This window comes from Stappia sp., from assembly GCF_040110915.1.
In the GTDB taxonomy this organism is placed as follows: Bacteria; Pseudomonadota; Alphaproteobacteria; order Rhizobiales; family Stappiaceae; genus Stappia.
Genome location: NZ_CP157793.1, coordinates 2,589,706 through 2,612,549, shown reverse-complemented (window position 1 = coordinate 2,612,549; position 22,844 = coordinate 2,589,706). Strand labels below are relative to the sequence as shown.

Annotated in this window: 21 protein-coding genes; 9 read left to right on the top strand and 12 right to left on the bottom strand. The window is 64.8% G+C overall.

The annotated features are described in order from the left end of the window. The first annotated feature begins 116 nt into the window (after nucleotides 1-116). Nucleotides 117-833, top strand: a complete 717-nt coding sequence (locus ABL312_RS11770; protein WP_349357569.1) for a hypothetical protein — start codon at nucleotides 117-119, stop codon at nucleotides 831-833. Between the two features lie 19 nt (nucleotides 834-852). Here the strand turns inward: ABL312_RS11770 and ABL312_RS11765 are convergent, their stop codons facing one another. Further along, nucleotides 853-1,272, bottom strand: a complete 420-nt coding sequence (locus tag ABL312_RS11765; RefSeq protein WP_349357568.1) for a hypothetical protein — start codon at nucleotides 1,270-1,272, stop codon at nucleotides 853-855. 167 nt (nucleotides 1,273-1,439) lie between these two features. Then, a complete protein-coding gene (locus ABL312_RS11760) occupies nucleotides 1,440-2,285 on the bottom strand; it encodes a MoxR family ATPase (RefSeq protein ID WP_349357567.1) in 846 nt (281 codons plus the stop codon). Between the two features lie 295 nt (nucleotides 2,286-2,580). On the opposite strand from ABL312_RS11760, the gene ABL312_RS11755 reads away from it, so the two are divergent. From ABL312_RS11755 to ABL312_RS11745, 3 genes are all read left to right on the top strand, one after another. Next, complete coding sequence (locus tag ABL312_RS11755) at nucleotides 2,581-3,984, top strand: flagellar hook-basal body complex protein (RefSeq protein ID WP_349357566.1); 1,404 nt, start codon at nucleotides 2,581-2,583, stop codon at nucleotides 3,982-3,984. A 97-nt stretch (nucleotides 3,985-4,081) separates the two neighbouring features. Next, the gene (flgK, locus tag ABL312_RS11750; RefSeq protein WP_349357565.1) at nucleotides 4,082-5,965 is read left to right on the top strand and encodes a flagellar hook-associated protein FlgK; all 1,884 of its coding nucleotides are present in this window, start codon (nucleotides 4,082-4,084) and stop codon (nucleotides 5,963-5,965) included. A gap of 7 nt (nucleotides 5,966-5,972) precedes the next feature. Next, on the top strand, nucleotides 5,973-7,511 hold the full coding sequence (locus tag ABL312_RS11745) for a hypothetical protein (RefSeq protein WP_349357564.1): 1,539 nt from the start codon (nucleotides 5,973-5,975) through the stop codon (nucleotides 7,509-7,511). A 273-nt stretch (nucleotides 7,512-7,784) separates the two neighbouring features. Here the strand turns inward: ABL312_RS11745 and flaF are convergent, their stop codons facing one another. The 4 genes from flaF to ABL312_RS11725 form a co-directional block, all read right to left on the bottom strand. Then, nucleotides 7,785-8,153 (bottom strand): flagellar biosynthesis regulator FlaF, encoded by a 369-nt coding sequence (gene flaF / locus ABL312_RS11740; RefSeq protein WP_349357563.1) that lies wholly within the window; start codon nucleotides 8,151-8,153, stop codon nucleotides 7,785-7,787. Then, nucleotides 8,035-8,529: a flagellar biosynthesis repressor FlbT gene (gene flbT / locus ABL312_RS11735; RefSeq protein ID WP_349357562.1), complete on the bottom strand. Its 495-nt coding sequence runs from the start codon at nucleotides 8,527-8,529 to the stop codon at nucleotides 8,035-8,037. Before flbT ends, flaF begins: the two co-directional genes overlap by 119 nt. Before the next feature lie 321 nt (nucleotides 8,530-8,850). Further along, nucleotides 8,851-10,242 carry a flagellin gene (locus tag ABL312_RS11730; protein WP_349357561.1) on the bottom strand — a complete coding sequence of 464 codons (1,392 nt, stop codon included), beginning with the start codon at nucleotides 10,240-10,242 and terminating at the stop codon, nucleotides 8,851-8,853. A gap of 218 nt (nucleotides 10,243-10,460) precedes the next feature. After that, nucleotides 10,461-11,849, bottom strand: coding sequence for a flagellin (locus tag ABL312_RS11725; RefSeq protein WP_349357560.1), 1,389 nt, complete (start codon nucleotides 11,847-11,849; stop codon nucleotides 10,461-10,463). Between the two features lie 381 nt (nucleotides 11,850-12,230). On the opposite strand from ABL312_RS11725, the gene ABL312_RS11720 reads away from it, so the two are divergent. Further along, nucleotides 12,231-13,106 (top strand): N-acetylneuraminate synthase family protein, encoded by an 876-nt coding sequence (locus ABL312_RS11720; protein WP_349357559.1) that lies wholly within the window; start codon nucleotides 12,231-12,233, stop codon nucleotides 13,104-13,106. 61 nt (nucleotides 13,107-13,167) lie between these two features. Then, nucleotides 13,168-14,325, top strand: coding sequence for a polysaccharide pyruvyl transferase family protein (locus ABL312_RS11715; RefSeq protein WP_349357558.1), 1,158 nt, complete (start codon nucleotides 13,168-13,170; stop codon nucleotides 14,323-14,325). Here the strand turns inward: ABL312_RS11715 and ABL312_RS11710 are convergent. After that, a complete protein-coding gene (locus ABL312_RS11710) occupies nucleotides 14,320-15,069 on the bottom strand; it encodes an SDR family oxidoreductase (RefSeq protein WP_349357557.1) in 750 nt (249 codons plus the stop codon). The genes ABL312_RS11715 and ABL312_RS11710 overlap by 6 nt on opposite strands. A 200-nt stretch (nucleotides 15,070-15,269) precedes the next feature. Between ABL312_RS11710 and ABL312_RS11705 the strand changes: the two genes are divergently transcribed. The 3 genes from ABL312_RS11705 to ABL312_RS11695 all read left to right on the top strand — a co-directional run bounded on the left by ABL312_RS11705 (nucleotide 15,270) and on the right by ABL312_RS11695 (nucleotide 17,847). After that, a complete protein-coding gene (locus tag ABL312_RS11705) occupies nucleotides 15,270-15,956 on the top strand; it encodes a class I SAM-dependent methyltransferase (protein ID WP_349357556.1) in 687 nt (228 codons plus the stop codon). Nucleotides 15,957-15,968: 12 nt separating this feature from the next. After that, entirely contained in the window at nucleotides 15,969-16,742 is a 774-nt protein-coding gene (locus ABL312_RS11700; RefSeq protein WP_349357555.1) for a cytidylyltransferase domain-containing protein, read from the top strand. Between the two features lie 109 nt (nucleotides 16,743-16,851). Beyond that, entirely contained in the window at nucleotides 16,852-17,847 is a 996-nt protein-coding gene (locus ABL312_RS11695) for an aminotransferase class IV (RefSeq protein ID WP_349357554.1), read from the top strand. A 64-nt stretch (nucleotides 17,848-17,911) separates the two neighbouring features. Here the strand turns inward: ABL312_RS11695 and ABL312_RS11690 are convergent, their stop codons facing one another. The 5 genes from ABL312_RS11690 to ABL312_RS11670 all read right to left on the bottom strand — a co-directional run bounded on the left by ABL312_RS11690 (nucleotide 17,912) and on the right by ABL312_RS11670 (nucleotide 22,577). Further along, nucleotides 17,912-19,732, bottom strand: a complete 1,821-nt coding sequence (locus ABL312_RS11690) for a tetratricopeptide repeat protein (protein ID WP_349357553.1) — start codon at nucleotides 19,730-19,732, stop codon at nucleotides 17,912-17,914. 120 nt (nucleotides 19,733-19,852) lie between these two features. Then, on the bottom strand, nucleotides 19,853-20,239 hold the full coding sequence (locus tag ABL312_RS11685; protein ID WP_349357552.1) for a flagellar protein FlaG: 387 nt from the start codon (nucleotides 20,237-20,239) through the stop codon (nucleotides 19,853-19,855). Nucleotides 20,240-20,656: 417 nt separating this feature from the next. Further along, nucleotides 20,657-21,154: a flagellar protein FlgN gene (locus tag ABL312_RS11680; protein ID WP_349357551.1), complete on the bottom strand. Its 498-nt coding sequence runs from the start codon at nucleotides 21,152-21,154 to the stop codon at nucleotides 20,657-20,659. After that, on the bottom strand, nucleotides 21,151-21,477 hold the full coding sequence (locus ABL312_RS11675; protein ID WP_349357550.1) for a rod-binding protein: 327 nt from the start codon (nucleotides 21,475-21,477) through the stop codon (nucleotides 21,151-21,153). Before ABL312_RS11675 ends, ABL312_RS11680 begins: the two co-directional genes overlap by 4 nt. Next, on the bottom strand, nucleotides 21,477-22,577 hold the full coding sequence (locus ABL312_RS11670; protein ID WP_349361395.1) for a flagellar basal body P-ring protein FlgI: 1,101 nt from the start codon (nucleotides 22,575-22,577) through the stop codon (nucleotides 21,477-21,479). Before ABL312_RS11670 ends, ABL312_RS11675 begins: the two co-directional genes overlap by 1 nt. Between the last annotated feature and the right edge of the window lie 267 nt (nucleotides 22,578-22,844).

Here is a 22,844-nt window from a genome sequence, read left to right as displayed (position 1 = left end):
ATTGAGATATTCTCATGAGGATTTACAAATTTAACGTTATACAATAAATTTTCATCGTCAACATGGGATTTCCGGCGTGGCCATCGGGCCGTGCCGGCGCAAGCGGAGCCCGATCCATGGCGGTATTGCCCTGTTCATCCCTTGTCCTGCGGCCGCTGGCCCTTCGCCTTGCCGCCGTGCTTGCCCTGTCCCTGGCAACGGCCTGCTCCCACGTGCCGCTCGCCAGCATGGCGCGGCTCTCCGGCTTTCAATGGGAGGCCACCGATCCCGGCCGATTGCGCGTCGCCATCCGCCATCCGGAGGGGATCCGCGTGCCGGAGGGCGGGGCGGTGATGGTGATCGAGGAGCGGCGGGTGGCCGACGGATCGCTGATCTACCGCGAGGATTTCACCTTCGAGCAGATACGCGAGGGGCGGGAGCTTGCAGCCCTTGCGGGCGAGCGCCGGCCGGGGGAGACGATCAGCGTGTTCCGCATCGCGCCGGAGGATGCGCCGCGGATGCGGCAGGTGCAGGCGCGCGTGCGCGCGACGTCGCCGCAGGCGCGCGCCCTGCGCGAGGGGCGGCTGGCGGTCTCGGTACGCGGTTGCCGCGTCGGGCCGTCGCCTGCGCCCGGGGCGCGGCAAGAGCCGGTGCGGGTGACGACCTATCTTGCCGCCGAGGGGCTGTCCGGTTTTGTGCCGCTGGTGCGGGACTTCGACCTGACGGCCGCCATGCGGGAGGCGACCCGGGCCGCCGAGGCTTCGGGGGCATCCCGGCCAAGCGCCCCTCCGGACGAGGTTCCGCCCCCAGGAAGGATTCCCGTGTGCCCCTCACCGGGCGCGCCGTCCCGATAGGCGACGGCGCCGCCACGGTTCACCTGGCTTGGCTCGTTGCGAGATGGCGGGCGAAGGCGGCCACCAGGGGACCGATGGTCTCGGCCTGGGCGGGCAGGGTGTAGACCAGCCACAGGGTGTAGTCCGCCCCCTCGCCGGCGAAGCGCCACAGCGTTTCGCAGCGGGTCTTGCCCTCGGTCTCGCCGGTGCGGAAGGACAGCCCGCTCTCCGCCGCGCCGCTCAGGCGCACCTCCGCGAAGCCGGCCTGCGAGAAGCGGGTGCGAAAGGTCTCCGCGACGCGGCCGCTGGCACCCGCCGGGTGGCTGCGCAGAACGCCGCTGATCCCGTTGCTGGACTGATAGACGCAGCCCGCGATCCGGTCGGGCGCGCTGGACAGCACCCGGATGCGGCTGAGCGTGGAGATGCGGTCGGGGCATTCGAGCCCGGTGAAATGGCGCATGCCGGTGGTGACCGTGCGCCATCCCGAATCGCCGCCGGTCGCCTGGGCGGCCGCGGGTGATGGCCCCGGCCCGAGACTCGCACCAAGCACGAACGCCAGGCCCAGCGCCAGACCCGGCGTCAGCCCCAGCGTCGGCCGCAGGAGGCCCCGGGCGGCACGCGGCCGGGTCAGCGTCCGTCGCGGCGGTTGAGAAAGGCGAGGCGTTCGAACAGATGCACATCCTGTTCGTTCTTCAGGAGCGCCCCGTGCAGCGGCGGGATCAGTTTCTTCGGATCCCGTTCGCGCAGGCTGGAGGCGTCCATGTCCTCGTTGAGCAACAGCTTGATCCAATCGAGCAGCTCCGAGGTCGACGGCTTCTTCTTCAGGCCCGGTGTGTCGCGCACATCGTAGAAGATTCGCAGCGCCTCGCGCAGCAATTCCGCCTTCAGCCCGGGGAAGTGCACCTCCACGATCTCCGACATGGTGTCCGCATCCGGGAAGGTGATGTAGTGGAAGAAACAGCGGCGCAGGAAGGCGTCGGGCAGTTCCTTCTCGTTGTTCGAGGTGATGATGACCACCGGGCGCTGATGCGCGCTCACCGTCTCGCCCGTCTCGTAGACGTGGAACTGCATGCGGTCGAGCTCCTGCAACAGGTCGTTGGGAAACTCGATGTCGGCCTTGTCGATCTCGTCGATCAGCAGCACGGGTCGCGTGTCGGCGGTGAAGGCCTCCCACAGCTTGCCCTTGCGAATGTAGTTGGCGATGTCGTGCACCCGGTCGTCGCCGAGCTGGCTGTCGCGCAGCCGCGACACCGCATCGTATTCGTACAGGCCCTGTTGCGCCTTGGTGGTGGACTTGATGTGCCACTCGATCAGCGGTGCGTCGAGCGCGGCCGCGATCTCCTGCGCCAGAATGGTCTTGCCGGTGCCGGGTTCCCCCTTGACCAGAAGCGGCCGTTCGAGCGTTACGGCCGCGTTGACCGCGATCCGCAGGTCCTCGGTGGCCACGTAGGCCGACGTGCCCTCAAAGCGCATGAATATCCTCGCATGTGGGTGAACTCGCCGCGCACGTTAAGTGGCCCGGCGGTGGCGCGCAAGATGTGCCCGAAGCCGGGCGGCGGGCGGCATTTGTTGCCGGGAGCGATGGTCAAAGCTGCCGGGGGTGCGGCGGCGAGCGGGCCTCGCGGCGGTTCGGAAATCCATTAACTATCTTTTTCCTTCAACGACTTGGGGATGCGCGCCGAGATTGGCACGCGCCTTGCGATCTCCGCAGCCGAGACCGGTGCGTCCGAGCGACCGGGCAGTTCCTCGATCCGTCCTGGAGGTTCACATGGGTGTTTTTGGTGCATTGAACGCGGCCGTGTCCGGCCTGTCCGCGCAGGCCTACGCGCTGGAGAACATCTCCGGCAACATCGCGAATTCCGCGACCACCGGCTACAAGCGGCTGGATACCTCGTTTTCCGACCTGGTGGGCGGCGGCAAGGGCGCGCAGCCCGGCCAGATCGCCGGCACCGTGTCGGCGAGCTCGCGCGCGACCAACGGCCTGCAGGGCGACCTGCAGCAGAGCCAGGTCGACACCTACATGGGCATCAACGGCAGCGGCTACTTCGTCGTGCAGGGCAAGGCCGGCGAGGTCGACGGGCGCACCATCTTCTCCGGCGACGATCTCTACACACGGCGCGGCGACTTCGAGGTCGACCGCGAGGGGCGTCTGGTGAATGGCGCGGGCTACTACCTGATGGGCCAGCCGATCGACCCGGTGACGAAGAACGTGTCGGGCAGCGTGCCGGAGATCATGACCATCGACACCTCGGTGATCCCGGCGGTCGTCACCGACCGCATTGCCTACGAGGGCAACCTGCCGACGACGCCGCAGACGAGCGACTATCTCAACGGCGGGGCGGATACGCTTGACGCGACGCTGACCAAGGCCTCCACGGGTGCCGCGCCCGACGCCGCCGCCGCGGGTCAGACCGTCGGCGTGGACGCGATCAACGCGGACGACGAGGTGGCCTTCCTCAATTCCTCGATCGCCGGCGAGGCGATCACCGTCTACAACGCCAGCGGCACGCCGGTGAACGTGCAGATGCGCTGGGCCAAGACTTTCGAGGACGACGGCTCCCAGCCCGACACCTGGTCGCTCTACTATCTGACGGATTCCGACGCGACCGGTGCCAACCCCAAATGGACCAAGGTGTCCGACGCGCAGTTCGCGTCCGACGGGTCGATGAGCGTGCCGGCAAGCGACAGCATGACGCTTTCGGGTCTGGCGGTCGACGGCGAAACGGTCGGCAACGTGACGCTCGACTTCGGTCTCGGCGCGCTGACGCAGTTCTCCGATAGCAACGGCAGCGCCAAGATCTCCAAGCTGACGCAGAACGGCTATCCCTCCGGCGATCTCTCCGGCATCTCGATTTCCGAGGCCGGGCGTCTGGTCGCCTCCTACTCCAACGGCCGCACCCGCGAACTCTACGAGATCTCGCTGGTCTCCTTCTCCGGCGAGGCCTGGCTGGAACGCGTCGACGGCGGTGCCTTCGAGGTGACGCCGGAATCGGGCGAGCCCATCGCCGGGGCGACCGGGCGGATCGTCGGCAAGCGGCTGGAAGCCTCCAACACCGACATCGCCGACGAGTTCTCCAAGCTGATCGTCACCCAGCAGGCCTATTCCGCCAACACGCGGATCGTCAGCTCCGGCGACGAGATGCTGCAGGAAGCGATCAACATGATCCGGTAAGGGCAACCATCGGCGCCGGTCCCCTCGGCATCCGTCCGGGGGCCGGCGCCGACCCGCATCGGCGGGTGCCGCGTGACGCAACGGGCCGCAGGATACGATGGGACTGAGCAGCGCACTCAACACCGCCTTGATCGGACTGGGCTTCAACCAGCGCCAGCTCGACGTCGCGGCCACCAACATCGCCAATGCCGATACGGTCGGCTACACGCGCAAGTCCGTCTCCGCGTCGGTCACCTACGACGGCAACGGGATCGTCACCGGCGTCGATACCGACAGCATGCGGCGCTATCTCGACGAGGCGGTGCAGGGGCAGTATCGCACCTCGCTCGCCGAGTCGAACTACGCCGGCGTCGCCGAGCAATACACCGCGCGGCTCGACACGCTGTTCGGCACGATCCAGGACCCCGGCTCGCTGGCGGCGACGGTCAACGCCTTCACCTCGTCCGTCTCCAACCTGGTCGCGGGGCCGGAGGCCTATACCAACCGGCTCGAGATGGTCCGCGCGGCGGGGGAACTCGCCGCCAAGCTCAACAGCATGTCCGACGACATCCAGGGCATGCGGCAGGAGGTCGAGTACCAGATCGCCGACCAGGTCGATCGGGTGAACGATCTGCTCGGCAACATCAAGGACATCGACCGCCAGATCATCGCGGCGAGCCAGGACGGCGACAAGCCGGTCGGGCTGATGGACCAGCGCGACATGCTGCTGGAGGAACTGTCGGGCTTCATCGACATCGAGGTGAAACCGACCGAGCAGGGCGGGGTGCGCGTGCACACCTCCGGCGGCACGCCGCTCTACGATGTCGACACCATGCGGCTGACCTTCGACGCGCGCGGCAACGTGAGCGCGACGTCGCTCTATGACGTCGATCCGTCGCAGCGCCGGGTCGGCACGCTGACCCTGGAAAACTCCGAAGGCAGCAAGATCGACCTGCTGGCGACCAAGACGCTGCGCTCGGGCTCGCTCGCCGGCCTGGTGGCCATGCGCGACGGCGCGCTGGCCGATGCGCAGACGCAGCTCGACGAACTGGCGGCCGGCGTCGCGCGCGCCTTCTCCACCCATGTGGAGCCGGGCACGGCCTATCCGGCGAGCGGCACGCAGACGGGCTACGAACTCGATCTCGCCAATCTCCAGCCCGGCGACAGCCTGTCCTTCGACTACAAGGATCTCGGCACAGGACGCACCAAGTCGGTGACCCTCTACCGTTCGGACGGTCCCGAGCCGCCGGCGCTGACCGCGACGAACGACCCGGATTCGATCTTCCTCGCGGTGGATTTCTCCAGCGGCAACTATGCGACCATCGCCGGCAATATCCAGGCGGCGCTCGACGGGGACGCGCGCATCGGCGCGGGCACCTTCGCCGTCGCCAATCCGGGCGGATCGACGCTGCGGCTGGAAAGCACCGCGCCGGCCTCGGTGCGCATCGAAAACGCCGTCACCAATGAAACCGCAAGCGGGCCGTCGGTGCATGCCGATGCCTTCGCGCTGTTCGTGGACGACGGCGGGCAGCCCTTCACCGGGCTTGCCGACGGGCGCCCGAGCACGCCCGGCTTCGCGGCGCGGATCAACGTCAGTTCGACCTTCCAGACGGATCCGTCGTTGCTGGTGGAATATGCCTCGGGCATCGCCAGCGGCGATGCGACCCGGCCCCAGGCGGTGCTCGACAAGCTGACGCTCACCAAGGCCGCCTTCTCTCCCGGAACGCGCATCGGCGGCGCGAGCTCCGTCTTCGAGGGGTCGATCAACGACTTCGTCACCGCGGCCGTCTCGCATCAGAGCGGGCGCTACGCCCAGGCCAAGGCCACCGCGACGGGGCAGGAGGTGGTGACGTCCAACCTCAAGTCGCGGCTCGACGCCTCGTCCAAGGTCAGTGTCGACGAGGAACTGGCGCAGCTCGTGCAACTGCAGAACGCCTATGCGGCGAACGCGCGCGTCATGCAGGTCGTGCGCGAACTCTACGACATCCTGATCCGGAGCTAGACCCGAAATGGCGATCACACCCTATGGCAGCGGGTTCCAGGCGCCGGGCATGGCGGCGCAACTGACGAAGCTGCGCAACGACATGAACGAGCTGAATCGCCAGCTCGGCACCGGTCTCAAATCCGAAACCTATGGCGGCCTGGGTTCGGAGCGTGTGCTCGACCTGTCGCTGCGCCAGCAGCTTTCGGAAATCGGCGTCTACAAGCAGACGATCCAGATCGCCGACCTGCGCCTCGACACGCTCGACAAGACCAGCGAACGTCTGGAAAACATCCGCATCGAGGGCAAGAAGGCCGCCGATCGCAACAACTTCGAGATCTTCAGCGACGGGCGGACGTCGTCGCAGACGTCCTCCGAGATTTCCTTGCGCGAATTCATGGCGCATCTGAACACCGATGTCGGCGGCCGCTATCTCTTCTCCGGCAAGGAGGCGGACACGCTCCCGGTTCAGAGCCTCGACTACATTCTCGAGGGTGACGGCAATTACGCCGGGCTGAAAACGGTGATCGACGAGTACAATCAGGCCGACCTGGGCCCGCTCGGCAACGGCCGTCTGACCACCGCGCGCACCGGCACGCAGGTCAGTCTCGCCGAGGACGGGACGCATCCCTTCGGGATGAAGATCGACAGCATCTCCGTCGGCGCCTCCAATGTGAATGTGACCCAGACCGCCGGGCCGCCGGCCTCGCTCGATATCGACTTTGCCGGTCAGCCGGAGCCGGGCGAGGGGATCCGGGTGTTCTTCACGCTGCCGGACGGGACGAAGAGTGAGGTGGAACTGGGCGTTTTCGGCGGTCCCGACGATCCCGAATTCACCTTCCAGCGCGGCGCGACGCCGGACGACACGGCGCAGTTCTTCAAGGACGCGCTCGACAGCGCCTTGACGCGGGCGGCCAATACCGAGCTGAAGGCGGCCTCCACGGTGCGCGCCTCGGAGGCCTTCTTCGACACCGCGCCCAAGTCGCCGGCGCCTCCCGGGTATCAGCCGATGGCCCGTGTCGTGCCCACGGCCGGCCCGCCGGACGATTTCACCACGGCGACCACCCTGCGCGACGGCACGGCGGATACGGTCGCCTGGTACACCGGCGACAATTCGCCCGGCAATCCCCGGACGGACGTGCGCGCCACGGTCGACGAGAATCTCACCGTCAATTACGGCGCCCGCGCCAACGAGGCCGCCTACCGCGAGGTGGTGCAGTCGCTCGCCGCGCTGGTCGCCTCGGACTTCTCCTCCGGCCAGCCGGACAATCAGAAATTCTACGAGGAAATGGCACAGCGCGCCTACGACGGCATGACGCCGCCGGGCGCCGAATCCTCGGGCATTCGCCGCAATCACATGGAGTTCGCCGCCGTGCAGCGCACGGTCGCGGATGCCGAAACCCGTCACCGCGTCGCGGAAGGCTCGGTGAAGGGCGTGATCGACGAGATCGAGGGGATCGACAAGGAAGAGGTCGCGATCAAGCTTCTGTCGCTGCGGACCTCGCTGGAGATCAGCTATCAGGCGACGAGCATGACGCTCAACCTGTCGCTCGCCAATTATCTCTGACGGCGCTCCATCGCCCGTCGGAGATGTATCCCGGCGCAGAAGGCGCCGGGCGACCGCGCAGAACGCGCAAACGCACCGGGCCGCGCAGAATGCGCAAATGGACTTGGCCGCGCAGAATGCGCAAACAGACGAAGGGGCCGGCCCGCGGGCCGGTCCCTTTTCGTTTGGGATCTGTCTGTTGGGAGGGCGCCGGAGAGGGACACGCGAAAACGCCGGCTGCAGGAGCCGGCGTTGCAAGGCAAGGGGCGGGGATTTCGGAAGGGCCGTGCGGCCTCAGGTGCCGCGCAGCCCCTGCGCGATGTTGCGGTTGATCTGGATCAGCGTCGTCAGCCGCTCCGGGCTCGGATTGGTCATCACGTCGAGCGTGTGCTTGAGGATGAAGGCGCCGAGCGACCCGAGGTTCTGCTTGAGCTCGAGCGGCAGCGGGTTGTCCTCGCTGGTGACCGACGTCGCCAGGATCGTCCAGAGGCGACGATTGTAGGTCAGCGCCTCGTCGAGGGTGACGGAACCGCCCGTGTCCCAGTCATCCTTGACCGCCTGAAGGCGTGCGGCCGCCCTCAGCAACAGGGTCGCTTCCAGCTCCCTCGGGCTCACGGTCGACTGCGTCGTCTGCTGATATGCTGCGGTGGCCTGATTGTACATTCTCGATCAGTTCCCGTTCGTACTCGACCAGATCCCTTGCTCGCTTCAGGGCAACGTAAAGGGATCCGGTTAAGATCTCATTGTTGATCCTGTCCACGAGCCGCATGGCGCTCGGCGCCGCCTCGACGAAGTCCCTCACCAGGTCGAAGTAGATCTCCCTGTGCCTGCTGATGTCCCGGTTCAGGTACATCAGCTGGATCGCCAGGTAGATCCGTTTCGCCGGCGTATTGGCCGTTGCCGCGGTGTAGATGTCCTTCTCCCGCAGGATCGGTTCGTCGCCCTCGATGAAGATATGCGTGCGGTGATCGCCATTGGTGATGACGGTCGACCCGACGATAAATCGTTCCCGGGGGCGAAGTTCGATCTTCAAGGCCATGATTGAGAATCGCATAGCTGGTTGATTCAAGCAACAAGTAATTACAGTAATTATCCTCGGGTATCCAGGAAAAAATAGATCGGAAATAATTGCCGATCAGTATTCGTATAAGGTGGGTAAAAATTTCTTACGTCCGTGCGCCGGCTGTCCATCCTGTATCGCGACCGATCAGGCTTGGGGTGGCGCTGGCGGAGAACGGCGCGCTTGCTCGGGCCCGGCGAGGCGCGCGACCGTGCCGTGGGGCGGGAGCCGCGCGCACGAAAAAGGGCGGCGGGATGACCCGCCGCCCCGATTTCGAGCGGTCCGAGAGGGACGATCGGCTTAGAAGAGACGCAGCACCGCCTGGTCGGCCTGCGAGGACAGCGACAGCGCCGTGGTGGACAGCTGCTGGCGGGTCTGCAGGGCCAGAAGGTTGGCGCCTTCCTCGTTGGTGTCGGCGAGCACCAGGTTGTCCGCACCCGTCTGCAGGGTGTTGACCGACGACTTGGTGTAATCCTTGCGGATCTGCACCGTGGAGAGGTTCGAACCGAACTTCGATCCGGCCTCGCGCAGGGTCACCAGGGCGTCCGAGAGTTCGTCCAGCGCGGCGTTCGCCTCGGTGTCGTTGAGGCTCGTCACATTGGTGATGTTGAGGCCCGAGGAGGTGAGGTCCTCGCCCTGAATGGTCAGCTCCGACTTCGAGGCCGCGTCGCGCTTCTCGTTGAAGGCCACGGTCAGCTTCGAGGAGGAGGAGTTGATCAGGTTGATGCCGTTGAAGCTCGAGTCGTCGGCGAGCTTGTCGATCTGGCCCAGGATGTCGTTGAACTGGGTGACCAGCTTCTGGCGGGTGGTGGAGTTCGCCGCCGGATTGGCCTGGGTGGTGATCGACAGGCTGTCGGCGTCGCCGGTGCCGGTGCCGTTGGTGAAGTTGACCGCGGTTTCGCCCGCGTCCACGAAGTCGCCATCGGCCGGATCGGACAGGTCGATGGAAGAGTTCGAGCCGAAGCCGAGCGATGCGGCCAGCGTGGTCGCCTGCGAAGAGGCCGTCGTCTCGCCGTCACCGCTTGCGTCGGTGATCGTCAGGTTGACCGTGTCGGCGTCCGCGCCGGTGAGCTTGAACTTGCCGGCGTCGGTGACTTCCGCCGTGGCGACGCCCGAGGCGTTGATCACGTCGAGCACGTCCTCGACGGTCGCGACCGGGCCGGTGCCGTCCACCTTCTGCGTGGTGCCGACCGTGATGCTGATGTCGGAGACCGCGCCGGTGTTGGTGTCGGTCGTCTGCACCGTGATCGTGTCGCCGGCGCCGAAGCCGAGGTTCGACAGGGTCTGGCGCTTGGCCTGATCCTGGATCGATTCACCGGCAACCGGCGTCAGCAGGTTGGTGGAGATCGACGAGGAGCTTTCCACGACCGTGCCGGAGCCGGCTGTTCCGTCCTGCAATGCCTGACGGGCCGTCGACTGGGCGCTTTCCACCAGCTTGGTGATGGCGGTGATACCGTTGTCGGCGGCCTCGATCGTCTTGATCGCGTTGCCGATGCCGTCGAGCAGGTTGTTGAGGTCGTTGGCGCGGGCCGAGAGGGCCTGCGAGGTGAAGAAGTTGGTCGGATTGTCGAGCGCCGAGTTGACCTTCTTGCCGGTGGCAAGCTTGTTTTGCGTCGACGCCATCATGTCGGCGGTGTTCTGGAGCGTCAGCAGGTTCTGACGCACGCCGGCGGAAAGGGTGATATCGGACATTCGGAATTCCTTTCTGGCTGTCCAAAGCGGTGGCAGCCTCGTCCTGAGGCTCGCAGCCAGACTGGCGGGGAAACGCTAATTTAAGGTTAACAACCTCTTTCACGCTTTCCGAATATGCCTGTTCCTACAAAGGGTTTGTTAACCCTATCGCAACCGACTCAAAAAAAGCGGCGGGTCGAAACCCGCCGCTTTCAAAGGCTCGGTGTGTCGCTTGCGACTTAGAGAAGCCGCAGCACCGCCTGGTCCGACTGCGAGGACAGCGACAGCGCGGTCGTGGACAGCGACTGACGGGTCTGCAGGGCCAGAAGGTTGGCGCCTTCCTCATTGGTATCGGCGAGCACCAGGTTGTCCGCACCCGTCTGCAGGGTGTTGACCATGTCGTTGGTGAAGTCCTCGCGGATCGTCACCGTGTTGAGGTTCGCACCGAAGGTCGACCCGGCCTCGCGCAGCGACGTCAGGGCGTTGGACAGCGAGTCGAGGGCCGCGTTCGCCTCCGCATCGCTCATGCTCGACACGCTGCCGATGTTGAGACCCGACGAGGTGAGGTCCTGACCCGAGATCGTCAGCTCCGACTTCGACGACGCGTCGCGCTTCTCGTTGAAGGCCACGGTCAGCTTCGAGGAGGAGGAGTTGATCAGGTTGACGCCGTTGTAGCTCGCATCCGCGGCGAGTTCGTCGATCTGACCGAGGATCTCGTTGAACTGCGACACCAGCTTCTGGCGGGACGAGGAGTTCGCCGCCGGGTTGGCCTGCGTCGTGATCGACAGGCTGTCGGCGTCGCCCGTTCCCGTACCATTGGTGAAGGTGACGTCGGTCTCGCCGGCGTCCACATAGTCACCATCGGCCGGATCCGACAGGTCGACGCTGGAGTTGGCGCCGAAGCCGAGCGAGGCGGCCAGCGTGGTGGCCTGCGAGGAGGCCGTCGTCTCGCCGTCACCGCCCGCATCGGTGACCGTCAGGTTCAGCGTGTCGGTGTCGCTCCCGGTGATCTTGAGCTTGCCGGCATCGGTCACTTCCGCCGTGGCCACGCCCGAGGCGTTGATCACGTCGACCGCGTCCTGCACGGTCGCGACCGGACCGGTGCCGTCCACTTTCTGAGTGGTGCCGACGGTGATCTCGATGTTGGAGACAGCCCCGGTTTCCGTATCGGTCGACTGAACCGAAATCGTGTCGCCGTTTTCGAAGCCGAGGTTCGACAGCGTCTGACGCTTGGCCTGATCCTGAATGGATTCACCGGCGACCGGCGTCAGGGAGTTGGTGGAGATCGACGAGGAGCTTTCCACGACCGTGCCTGCTCCGGCGCCGCCGTCCTGGAGCGCCTGACGCGCCGTCGACTGGGCGCTTTCCACCAGCTTGGTGATCGCCTTGATACCGTTGTCGGCGGCTTCGAGCGTCTTCGTCGCGTTGGAGATGCCGTCGAGCAGGCTCGACAGTTCGTTGGCGCGCGAGTTCAGGCTCTTGGAGGTGAAGAAGTTGGTCGGATTGTCCAGCGCGGAGTTGACCTTCTTGCCGGTGGCGAGACGGTTCTGCGTCTGCGCCATCATGTCGGCGGTCTGCTGGAGGGAGTTCAGGTTCTGGCGAACGCCAGCGGAGAGAGTCACACTCATGGGTCGTACCTTCCTGGTAACCGGTTTGCGCAACGCGTCCTCGTTGCCCGGTCACGCTAGGCGCCCGAGTCCGAACAGCTCGTAAAAACAATAGGTTAACGGGAGTTAGGGTTAATCGGTCGTTACCTTTGCAATGTGCGGGGGGGGCGGTGGATGCTGCATGGGGCAATCCGTGCAGGCGCCGGGGCGAAAGGGCTCGCCGAATCAGGAAGAAACAGGGATAATGAAGCAAAGCGCGGCCGCCCGATGCGGGCCGGCGCGCCGCCCGGGGCTGGCATGTCCGCCGGATGAAGCAGCGAAATCGGTGATCGCACGAGACTGCCGTCAGGTGTTCCGAGTGCGCCCGAACCGGAAAGACCGCGAAACCCGAAAGACCGCGAGATGACCCTGTTTACCTTTGACCGCTGCACGGTCGTTGCCGAAATCGGCATCAACCACAACGGCAGCCTGGATCTGGCGCTTGAGATGGTCCGGGCCGCGCATCGCGCCGGGTGCGACGCGGTTAAGTTCCAGAAGCGCACCGTCGACGTCGTCTATACGCCTGAGGAGCTCGCCCGGCCGCGCAAGTCGCCGCTCGGCGAGACCAATGGCGATCTCAAGCACGGGCTGGAGTTCGGGCGGGCGGATTACGAGCGCATCGCCGCGCTGTGCGCCGACCTTGGCATCACCTGGTATGCCTCGCCCTGGGACGAGGCCTCCGTCGACTTTCTCGTCGACCTCGACGTGCCCTATCTGAAGATCGCCTCGGCGTCCGTCACCGACCGGGAGTTGCTGATCCATGCGGCGCGCAGACGCGTGCCGCTGCTGGTGTCGACCGGCATGTGCGACCTGACCATGGTGCGTGCCGCGGTGGAGACGATCGAGGGCGCGGGCGGCGAGATCGCCTGTCTCTATCACTGCACCTCGACCTATCCCACGGCGCCGGAGGAGATCAATCTCGCCGGCATCTCGACGCTGCGCGAGCGCTTTCCCCACCTCAAGATCGGTTATTCTGGCCACGAGGAAGGAGTCTTGCCGAGCATTCTCTCGATCGCCTATGGCGCGGTGTCTGTCGAGCGTCACTTCACGCTCGATCGCAGCATGTGGGGCTCGGATCAGGCGGCCTCCATCGATGTGGCGCAGATGACGGAGATGATCGCCGGCATTCGCCTCGCCGAAATGGCGCGCGGCGATGGCAAGATCCGGATCCACGAGCGCGAGAAGCCGGTGATCGAGAAGCTGCGTCGCAAGGACACGCTCGAGGCGCAGCGGGTGTGAGGACCGCTCCCGGACATCGGCTGTCGGGCATCGGCTCGTCCGGCGCTATCGAGGGCCCGCCATGCGCACCTTGAACGTGCTGCACCTGGCCTCCTTCGTCGGCAATCTCGGCGACAACGCCATGCACGATGGCGCGTACCGCATGCGCGCGGAGGATTGGCCGTTTGATATTCGCTACACGCGACTCGAGATTCGGGAGTTCATTCACTGGCGCCGGAGGGTCTTCGACGATGATTTCGTCGATTACGCGAATACATTCGATCTGGTTCTTTTCGGCGGTGACAGCACCTTTCAGACTTGGCGCTGCGACACGCAATGCGGAACGTGCCTGGACATGGCGCCTGGTTATCTATCCCGTCTTCGGGTGCCTGCGGTTTTTTATGGAGTTGGCGTTGATGCCACGCGCGGTGTTGTGCCGGAGGCAATGGATCGGTTTCGGGCGTTTCTGGATGCAGGATTGCAGTGCAAGGGGATGCGATGGTCATTGCGCAATGACGGGTCCGCTTCGCTGATCGCCGAGCACGTCGGTCGGCGCTATGCTGCGGAAATGACCGTTATCCCAGACGGTGGGATGTTCGCAGATCCCGGATCCTGGCGCCACCCGGAGCGACCGACTACGGCACGGTTACTGTGCGTCAATCTTGCGGGTGACATGCCCGATATCCGTTTCGACGGAGTGTCTCATGAAGACAAGCAGGTGGAATTTCAGGCGACGCTCGCAGACGGCATCGACCGACTGCTCACGCGTCACCCAGATCTGGGGGTCGTTCTGACGCCGCATATTCACTCGGACCTGACGATCATCGCCGGCGTCATGGCCAAGTTGGATGACCACCACCGCCGCACGCGGGTTGGCGTGGCGCCCTACGTATCGGGAGATCCAAACTGGGGGAGCGTCATTGATCTCTACCGAGGCGCGGATGCCGTGCTTGCCATGCGCTTTCATGCCAACTTGACATCGATCGGGTTCGGTACGCCGACCATTGGCATTTCTACACATCACAAGATCGCGGGTCTGTTCGAGGGGCTGGCCATGCCTGAGCGCGTGGTGCGCTCTGCGTCTCGTGCCAACGTTGCGCGGGCCTTTGAGCTCGTAGAGACTGATCTTGGTGAGAGCGTTGCCATCGTCGCGCGTCAGCGTGCTGCCGTGGCGCGCGAGCGAGAGCGTTTGCGTGCATTTCACGTGGACGTTGCGAATTGGCTCGACACCCGGCTATAGGCCCTTTGCAAGCCAGCCGCCGTCCACTGGCAAGTCGATACCCGTGACGTATGACGAGGCGGGCGAGGCGAGAAACAGGCACGGGCCAACCAGATCAGCCGGCTCGCCCCAACGCGGCAGCATCATGCGCCCCAGTCGGTCGGCATGCGACGCGGGATCTGCGTGGCTGCGGGCCGTCATGTCGGTGTGAATGTAACCTGGACACAGGTTATTCGCGCGCACATTTCGATTGCCGTAATCGCGCGCGAGCGCTCGTGTCAGCTGGCCAAGGCCTGCCTTGGCAGCCTGATAAGAGGGGTTGTCCGGGAAGCCTCGCATCGCCCCCAGGCTGGTGATGTTGATGATGGACCCTCCGCCGTGATCCGCCATGATCGGCGCGATTGCACGCGCGAGCCTGAAGGGGGCGCTAAGATTGACCGCGATCGTCTCTTCCCAGACCGAGTCGGCATAGGGAGATGGCGCGGACAGGCTGACTCCGGCGTTGTTGACGAGGACATCGATGCGCTCAAACGCCTTCAGTGCTTCCTTGACGATGCGATCGGTGCTCTCCGGTTGACGGAGATCCGCCACATCGGTGACGACGTTCGGGTCTGATGAAATCTCGGACAAGGGCTCCTGCAGCTTGTCGACTGCAAACACGCGCGCACCCGCGGTTCGAAAACCGTCGGCAATCGCGCGTCCGTTGCCGCGAGCCGCGCCCGTGACGATGACCGAGAGACCAGTGACGGAAAACTGATGATACATGTCAGGGCGGCACCGCTTTCAGGAAGGGAGCGTGGAGTTTGCATCGAATCGTGCAATGGTCAAATCCGAGAAGCCGGATTTGGAATCGCCGTGTCGACGCTCTGTATCTGTTGCGGCCGGGTGTTCCGAGCTACGCGGCGGAGCGAAGGTGGAGGCTGCGGTGGACATGCGCGGCATCAACGCGGTGACGGACCAGGACGATGACCAGCTACGATGAGGAGCGCGGCACCGCTCCCCCGTCCCGCGACTATCACGACTATGTCTTCAGGAACGGACGTTTTGTCGGCGATTTTGAGGGCATGTATCAGAACAGCACCGAAGTGCCGTGGCACCAGGACAAGACTGCGTATGACACGATTTCCAACATCGACATCGCGATCTTGCAGCGTCATCACTATGCATCGATTTGCGATGTAGGCTGTGGCCTCGGTTACTTTACGCAGAGATTGTATTCTGAACTTGTGACGCCGGACGGAAAAGCGCCTCGCGTGGTCGGGCTGGACATCTCTCAGACTTGCATTCGCAAAGCCCAGGACATGTTTCCGTCAGTTTCTTTCCGAGTTGCAGATTTGCTTGCGAATCGGTTAGGCGATCTTCCTCAAGATTTCGACCTGGTCGTGGTGCGCGGTGTTCTTTGGTATGTTCAGCATTCGCTGGATGCCTTTCTGAGTCGTGTTTGCGGATTGGCATCGACAAGGGGGCGGGTTCTCGTAACGCTCCCCTTCCCGCCCAGCGACACTTGGGTCGGGCAGGATGTCCTGGACAGCCCGGCAACACTCCGCAGTCGCCTACAGGACCATATCGATCTGAATTACTGGTGCGTTGAAGAGGACAGTGTCTATGGTGGCGCGCCGCTTTGCCATGGGTTCGGCATTGTTCGGACTTGAGGGGTTTTGCTCATGAGTGGACGCATCGGTCTTATCGTCCAGGCCAGAATGGGGTCCGTTCGTCTGCCGGGCAAATCCCTGCGCCCCCTTGCCGGAGAAGCTCTCGTCGGCCGTGTTCTGGAGCGTGTAAAGCGGGCGAAGCGGCCCGACCTGGTGGTGCTGGCGATTCCGGACCTCCCGCAAGATGCTCCCCTTCATGAGCTTGGCGTGCGTCACGGGGTGCCGGTGTTTCGCGGACCGGACGAGGACCTTGTGGAGCGCTATCTTCTGGCAGCGCACGCTTTCGGGATTGACACAATCGTTCGTGTTCCGGGCGATAACCCATGCCCGGAGCCTTGGGTGATCGACATGACGATTGATTACCACCTATTGTCTGAAAACCATTTTACATCGAGCTATCCTGATTTTCTCGATAATGGCTTCGTGGATGGCATCGGATGCGAAGTGTTGGACATCCATGTCCTGAAACAGGTGCGGGATCTGACGGTGGATGCTCGTAATCGGGAGCATCCACACACGTTTCTCTACGAAAACCCGGACCGGTTTCACGTTATGTCGCCGCCTTGTCCTTTGGAAATCCGTCGGCCAGACATCGTGCTCGACGTCAATACCGAGCCGCAGTTTGCGCTGATGGCACGTCTGTACGAAAGCCTCTATTGCAAGAACCCCATGTTCGATGTCCATGACGTCATCCGGTGGTGGGATCTGACGCACGCAGAGGAGGCGGAGAGCGGTGCCGCGGTGACCTCCGTCGTTTCGACCGGGATTGCGCCCAGACGGGCGTGAGCCGGTGCGCTGTCGGCACCAAACAGGGCTTCGCTCTGATATCTTGCGTAAAATGCGATTGGCGGTGAGTGCAGCGCCATGACTATGCCGGTTGGCCAGGAGAGACCACATGACTGTCGAAGGACGCGTTGTCTACTGGAACGGGCGGTTCGTTCCGGAAACAGAAGCGCGGGTCTCTATTTACGATTCCGCCTTGATGTTCGGCGATACCGTTTTCGAGATGACCCGATCGTTCAACGGGGTGCAATTCAAACTGCGTGCCCACCTCGAACGGCTCTATGCGGGGCTGAAAATCCTGGAATTTCCGCCGGTTATGTCGATCCAGAAGCTGGAGCAAGCGTGTCTGGACACGATCGACGCCAACCGCCACTGCTTCCAACCGGATGATGAACACCGGTTGATGATCAACATCACCCGCGGTCTGTTGGGAATCTATCAAGACGAGGTCGCCATTCCCAACGGGCCCAATGTCATCATTGCGGACTTTCCCCTGCGCTGGACGGTGGCGTCGATGGGGGAGCTGTTCGAGCATGGGATCAATGCGGCTATCCCGGCACAACGCGTGATCCCGGCACGGTACTTGGATCCCAAGATCAAAAATCGTTCGCGCCTTCACTACATGATGGCCAACATTCAAGTCTCGAGGTTCGCAGGCGAGAGAAATTGGGCTCTTCTTCTTGATGACAGCGGGTTTATAGCGGAGGGCACTGGAGACAACTTTTTTATTGTTAAGAATGAGAAGGTCATTACACCTCGAGGGCATAATATCTTACGTGGGATCAGCAGAGACTATATCATAGAATCCTTGTGTCCCGCGCTTGGTCTGGATGTTGAAGAACGCGATATAGAGCCCTACGACGTCCATGGGGCCGATGAAGCATTCATGACCGGAACGCCGTTCTGCATGTTGCCTGTCACGTCGCTTGACGGACTGGCCATAGGCGGCGGCCGTCCGGGGCCGGTGTATCGGCGTCTTCTTGAGGCGTGGGGCGAACGGGTTGGCCTTGACATAGCGCAGCAGATCAAGCGTTGGGCTCGGGACGCGAAACCGGCAGGCGATGCCCCAACGCCTTATCGTTTCAAGGCGACGACGGAGACGAATTGAGGGCAACCGCCGCGAGTGGCGCCAAAGGTCGGCGATTGTCTGCTGGCAGAAAAGAACCGGCCGGCTATTCCCCTGCGTCGAGCCAGCTGCGCAGATCGGCTGCGAGCGTTGGAACGATGTCCGCGGCCGCGCCTTCGGGGTCGAGGCGGACGTAGCGCGTGCGGGGATGCCAGGGCGGGTTTTCCTGGCCCAGCAGCACCGTGCCGGTTACCGGGCCGAACCGCCATGTGGGGACGCCGAGTGCGCCGGAGAGTTCCGCGGCGGACGTATTGGCCGAGATGACGAGATCCATGCAGGCGGTCAGGGCGGCGGCGGTTTCCAGATCGTCGAAGAGGTCGAGGTCGTCCCAGCGATGTAGCGTGAAGGGGGTCTGTGCCTGCAGTTCGGCGATTTCGGCGCTTCGGTCGGTGTAATCGAGCAGCACGAACTCCGCCCCCTCGAGCTGAAGCAGGGGCAGCAGATCGGCAAGCGTGAGGTAGGAGCGCGCGCGCAATGTGGTCTGTTTGCCGCTCGTCCAGGACAGGCCGATCTTTGGTCGAGGTCCGTTCAGAGGCGGGCGGGCGCGCAGCTCCCTCACGCGCTGGGGATCGGCCGTCAGATAGCTTTCGTGGCGCGGAAAGGCGTCGATCGTCGGGCGCAGATACATCGGCAGGGCGCCGAGCGAGGATTGAACGTCGTAATCCTCCGCGCCGACCGGCCTTCCGCGGGCATCGTGCCGGCGTACGCGCACCTCGATCTGCGGGAAGTTTCGCGCGAGCAGGGGCACGAGCTTGGAGGGGCACTCCAGGATCACCCTGTCGGCCTGCTCGGCCAGTTCGGCCAGCATCGAGCTTGACCGCAAGACATCGCCGATGCCCTGGTCGTTCCAGACCATCAGCGTCTTGCCCGCCAGCGGCTCGCCCTGCCAGGCGGGCGTCGTGAAATGGCGGATCAGGATATCCTTGAGCCGCGCCTCCACCCGGCGTTCGGCCAGCGCCCAGCCGCGTTCCAGATCGCCGGCGGCGAGACAGGAGTAGCCGAGGTTCAGTGCCGCATTGTGGCGCTGCGGGTCGAGCGCGAGCGCCGTGTCGAGGGCTTCGACGGCCTCCGCGAAGCGCCCGAGACCATGCAGCGCCTTGCCGCGCACGATATGGCTGTCGACGCCGACGAGGCCGAGCGCCATTGCCCGGTCGGCTTCCTCCAGGGCGAGGCGGAAATCGCCGCTGCCCCAATAGGAGTTGGCGAGAGAGAGATGATAGGCGGCGTCGCGCTCGAGGTTGAACGCCTCGGCCCTGGCGCGCAGCAGATCGCGGGCCTCGCTGGCGCGGTCGATCTGGTTGAAGGCGTCGGCGAGACTGAGGATCGCGAGCCGATGACCCGGCGCGCTCGTCAGCGCGAACTCGAACACGCGCACCGCTTCCTCGTATTTTTCCGCGAGACTGAGCGTCTGTCCCAACTCGACCAGCGTCTCGACGTTGTCGGGGTCCGCCCGCACCGCCGCCTCATAGGCGGGCAGCGCTTCGGCGAAGCGGCCCATGCGGCGCAACAGCAGGGCACGGCGATGCAGCAGGGCCGGGGCGGGGTCGGCGAGTTCGGTCAGCGCGGCCTCCGTCGCGGCCAGCACGGCCGGCAGGTCGTCGAGCTTTTCCAGGCAGTCGAGAAGATTGAGACGGTAGCGCGCTTCCTGGGGGGCAAGGCGCACGGCCCGCTCCAAAAGGTTCAGGGCCCGTTTCGGATAGCCCTGTTCCAGGAAGCACAGGCCGAGCAGGTTGGTCGCCTCGACGTTGCCGGGTTCCTTCTTGAGGATCTTCTCGTAAAGGCTTCGCGCGCGCGCGATCTTGCCATCGCGCTGCAGCAGGAGCGCCTTGCGCATCGTTTCGAGGGGTGCCGGAGAGGAAGAGGCCATGCGCCGTCCGTGTCGTTGAACGTGGACGGGCAGACTATCCGATTCGCGATCGCTCGGGACGCGCCGTGCGGCCGGCAGGCCGCCGGTTTTGGCCCCGGGCGGGGCGCGCCCGCGAATGGGCTACAGGCTTCGGTTGACGCCGAGCCCGGTCATGTCCTGATGCGTGGTTTCCGCGAAGGCGCGGCGCAGGCGCAGCAGCGACTCCTCCGGGATCTGGCGGACCACCTCGCCGGTCTCGGTGTCGATGGCGCGAAAGACCAGCGAATCCGTGATCGTGTCGCGGTATTCCTCGCGCTTGATGCTCGACGAGGACACCGAGCGCGTCTCGTTGCCGCTTTCCGGGCCGTTCTCCGCCGCCGGACGGGCGAAGGCGCTCTCCTCGGATGGCTGGACGGCTTTCGCAGGCGCAATATCCGTCTGCGTTGCCGGCTCGACCGCCGGACTGGGGCTGCGTACCGCGGGAGACGCGGTCGGCGTCGCCGGTACCCTGACTGCTCCCGTATCCATGACCCTCTCCCGTTGCGAATGGCCGGTGACTTCGCTCCGGCTGCGACGTTTTCGAGAAACGTCAGACATGCTGCTACATTAACCGCTTTCCGGAGAAGCAGCCTGCTTGAATTCGCATGTCGAAAAATCGGGTGACATGCAAGACCATCACGAAGTCTTACGCGAAAACTGTGAATACTGCGTTAATGAAATCGTTAGAATTTCAACCCCGGCGGTTTTGATCCCGATTCGTTCGGCGGGCTGCGTATGTTGCTTATTTGTTCTGGTGCCGGAGGGGGGCGGGAAAACGCCTGCGCCGCCGCCCCGTCCGCTGGGACGAAGGACGGCGGCGCTGAAGCGGCGAGCGGGAATGGCGATCGGAAATGCGGTGGGGCGTGTTCTGCGGTCAGCCGCGGCTGTCGGCGTGGGCGGGTCGCTTTACAGCGCCCGGTTGACCGCGATGCCGTCGGCGGGCGTGGGGGCGCGCGGGGCGCTGCCGCCGGGGCCGTAGGTGGTGGGCGCGCGGCGCGACCCGGCGCCTTCGGCGACCTTGCGCATCAGGTTGTCCGCCACCTCGCGCGCGGTGGCGAGCACGGCGAGATTGATCCGCAGCACGGGCTGGAACTCCGCGTGCCGGCGTTTCAGGTCCTCCACGGAAGCCGGGGCGAGGTTGCCGAGCGACACCGTCTGGTCGCGCACGAAGGTCATGCCGCGCATGTAGACGCTGACGAGGTTGGCCTTCTCCGGCTGCAGCAGCCCGGCCTCCTCCAGCTTGCCGGCGCGCACCAGCTCCGTCTCCGCCTCGATGATCTTGAGGAGTTCGGCCATGGTTTCGGCGAGGCGGTTGCACACCGCCTCGGCGGCGGCCTGGTCGGCGATGGCACCGGAAAAGAACTCCGGGGCGATCTGGGACAGCGTCTTGGTGTCGAGGCTCATCGTGTGGAGGTCTCCTGCAGGGCAAGCAGTTCGCGATGGACGGAGTCGGCGATGCCGATGCCGCCGGAGCGGGCAATCGTGTCGGCGTATTGTTCCACCAACATGCCGCGCCAGGCGTCGGAACCGGCGCCGCCGCCCCAGGTTCCGGCACTTTCCTCAAGGCCGGCGAACATGGTCTGGAACATGGTGTTGAGGAAGATCGCCTCGAATTCCTCGGCCTGCTGGCGCGCGGTCTGCGCGGCCCCGGCTCCGGCCTGGTTGGCGGCGCCAAGCGCGCGGCTGCGGGCGCCGGCGAGGACGGTGTCGATGCCGAGCGCCTCCATCACATCACCTCGATTTCGGCCTGCAGCGCGCCGGACGCCTTGATGGCCTGCAGGATGGAGATCATGTCGCGCGGGCCGATGCCGAGCGCGTTCAGCCCGTCGACCAGCTGTTGCAGCGTGACGGTGCGCGGCAGAACGGCGAGGCGGTTGTCGCTTTCGTCGTCGACCAGGATGTCGGTGCGCGGCTCGACCGCCGTGACGCCGTTGGCGAAGGGGAGCGGCTGGACCACTTCCGGCGATTCCGCGATGGTCACGGTGAGATTGCCTTGCGCGATGGCGACGGTGGACACCTTCACGTTCTGACCCATCACGATGATGCCGGAGTTTTCGTCGATGACGATGCGCGCGGGCAGGTCGGGCTCGACGATCAGCTGCTCGATGTCGGTCAGAAGATCGACGATGTTGCCGTCGAAGTCGCGCGGCAGGTCGACGCGCACGGTGGCCGGATCGAGCGGCTCGGCGGTCGGCAGGCCGATCAGTTCGTTGACCGCCAGCGCCATGCGCCGCGCGGTGGTCAGATCGGGGTTGCGCAGCGCCAGACGCAGGCTGGTCATGGAGGCGAGCTTGAAGTCGATCTCGCGCTCCACCAGCGCGCCGTTGGCGATGCGCGCGGAGGTCGGCACGCCGCGCGTCACCGTCGCAGCATCGCCCTGGGCGGTGAAGCCGCCGATCGCCAGCGGACCCTGGGCAATGGCGTAAACCTCGCCGTCGGCGCCGAGCAGCGGGGTGACCAGAAGCGTGCCGCCCTGCAGGCTGTCGGCGTCGCCGAGCGCGCTCACCGACACGTCGATGCGCGTGCCCTGCGTGGCGAAGGCCGGCAGGTTCGCGGTGACCATCACGGCGGCGACATTGTCGGTGTTGAGGTCGAAGCCGCGGGTGTTGACGCCGAGACGCTCCAGCATCGCCTCCAGGCTCTGGCGGGTGAAGGGCGCGTTGCGCAGGCTGTCGCCCGTGCCCTGCAGGCCGACGACCAGGCCGTAGCCGATCAGCTGGTTGTCGCGGATGCCCTCGAAGTCGGCGATGTCCTTGATGCGCGAGGCGGCATGGGCGGCCGTCGCGGCGACGAGGATCGCCAGCACCACCAGCAGGCGCAGCAGCATCGACGAGAGGGGCATGAGCGAAGGGGTCAGCGTTGGCATGGGCGCAAGGTCCGCTTGGGTGGCGTTCGCGTCTCTCCATGCGAGCGCCATGCCAGAATTCAGGGACTTGTTTACCTTTTTTCAGGCCCTTGAATTTGCGAGCGAAATTGCACCCTGCCGCGCACGGAGGCCCGGTCGGCGCCGGATGGGGCGGCAAGAATTGCCGGCCTGTTAACGCTTCGTTTACCAACTCGGAAAATTGTGTAGCGATGATCGCCACCGATATCG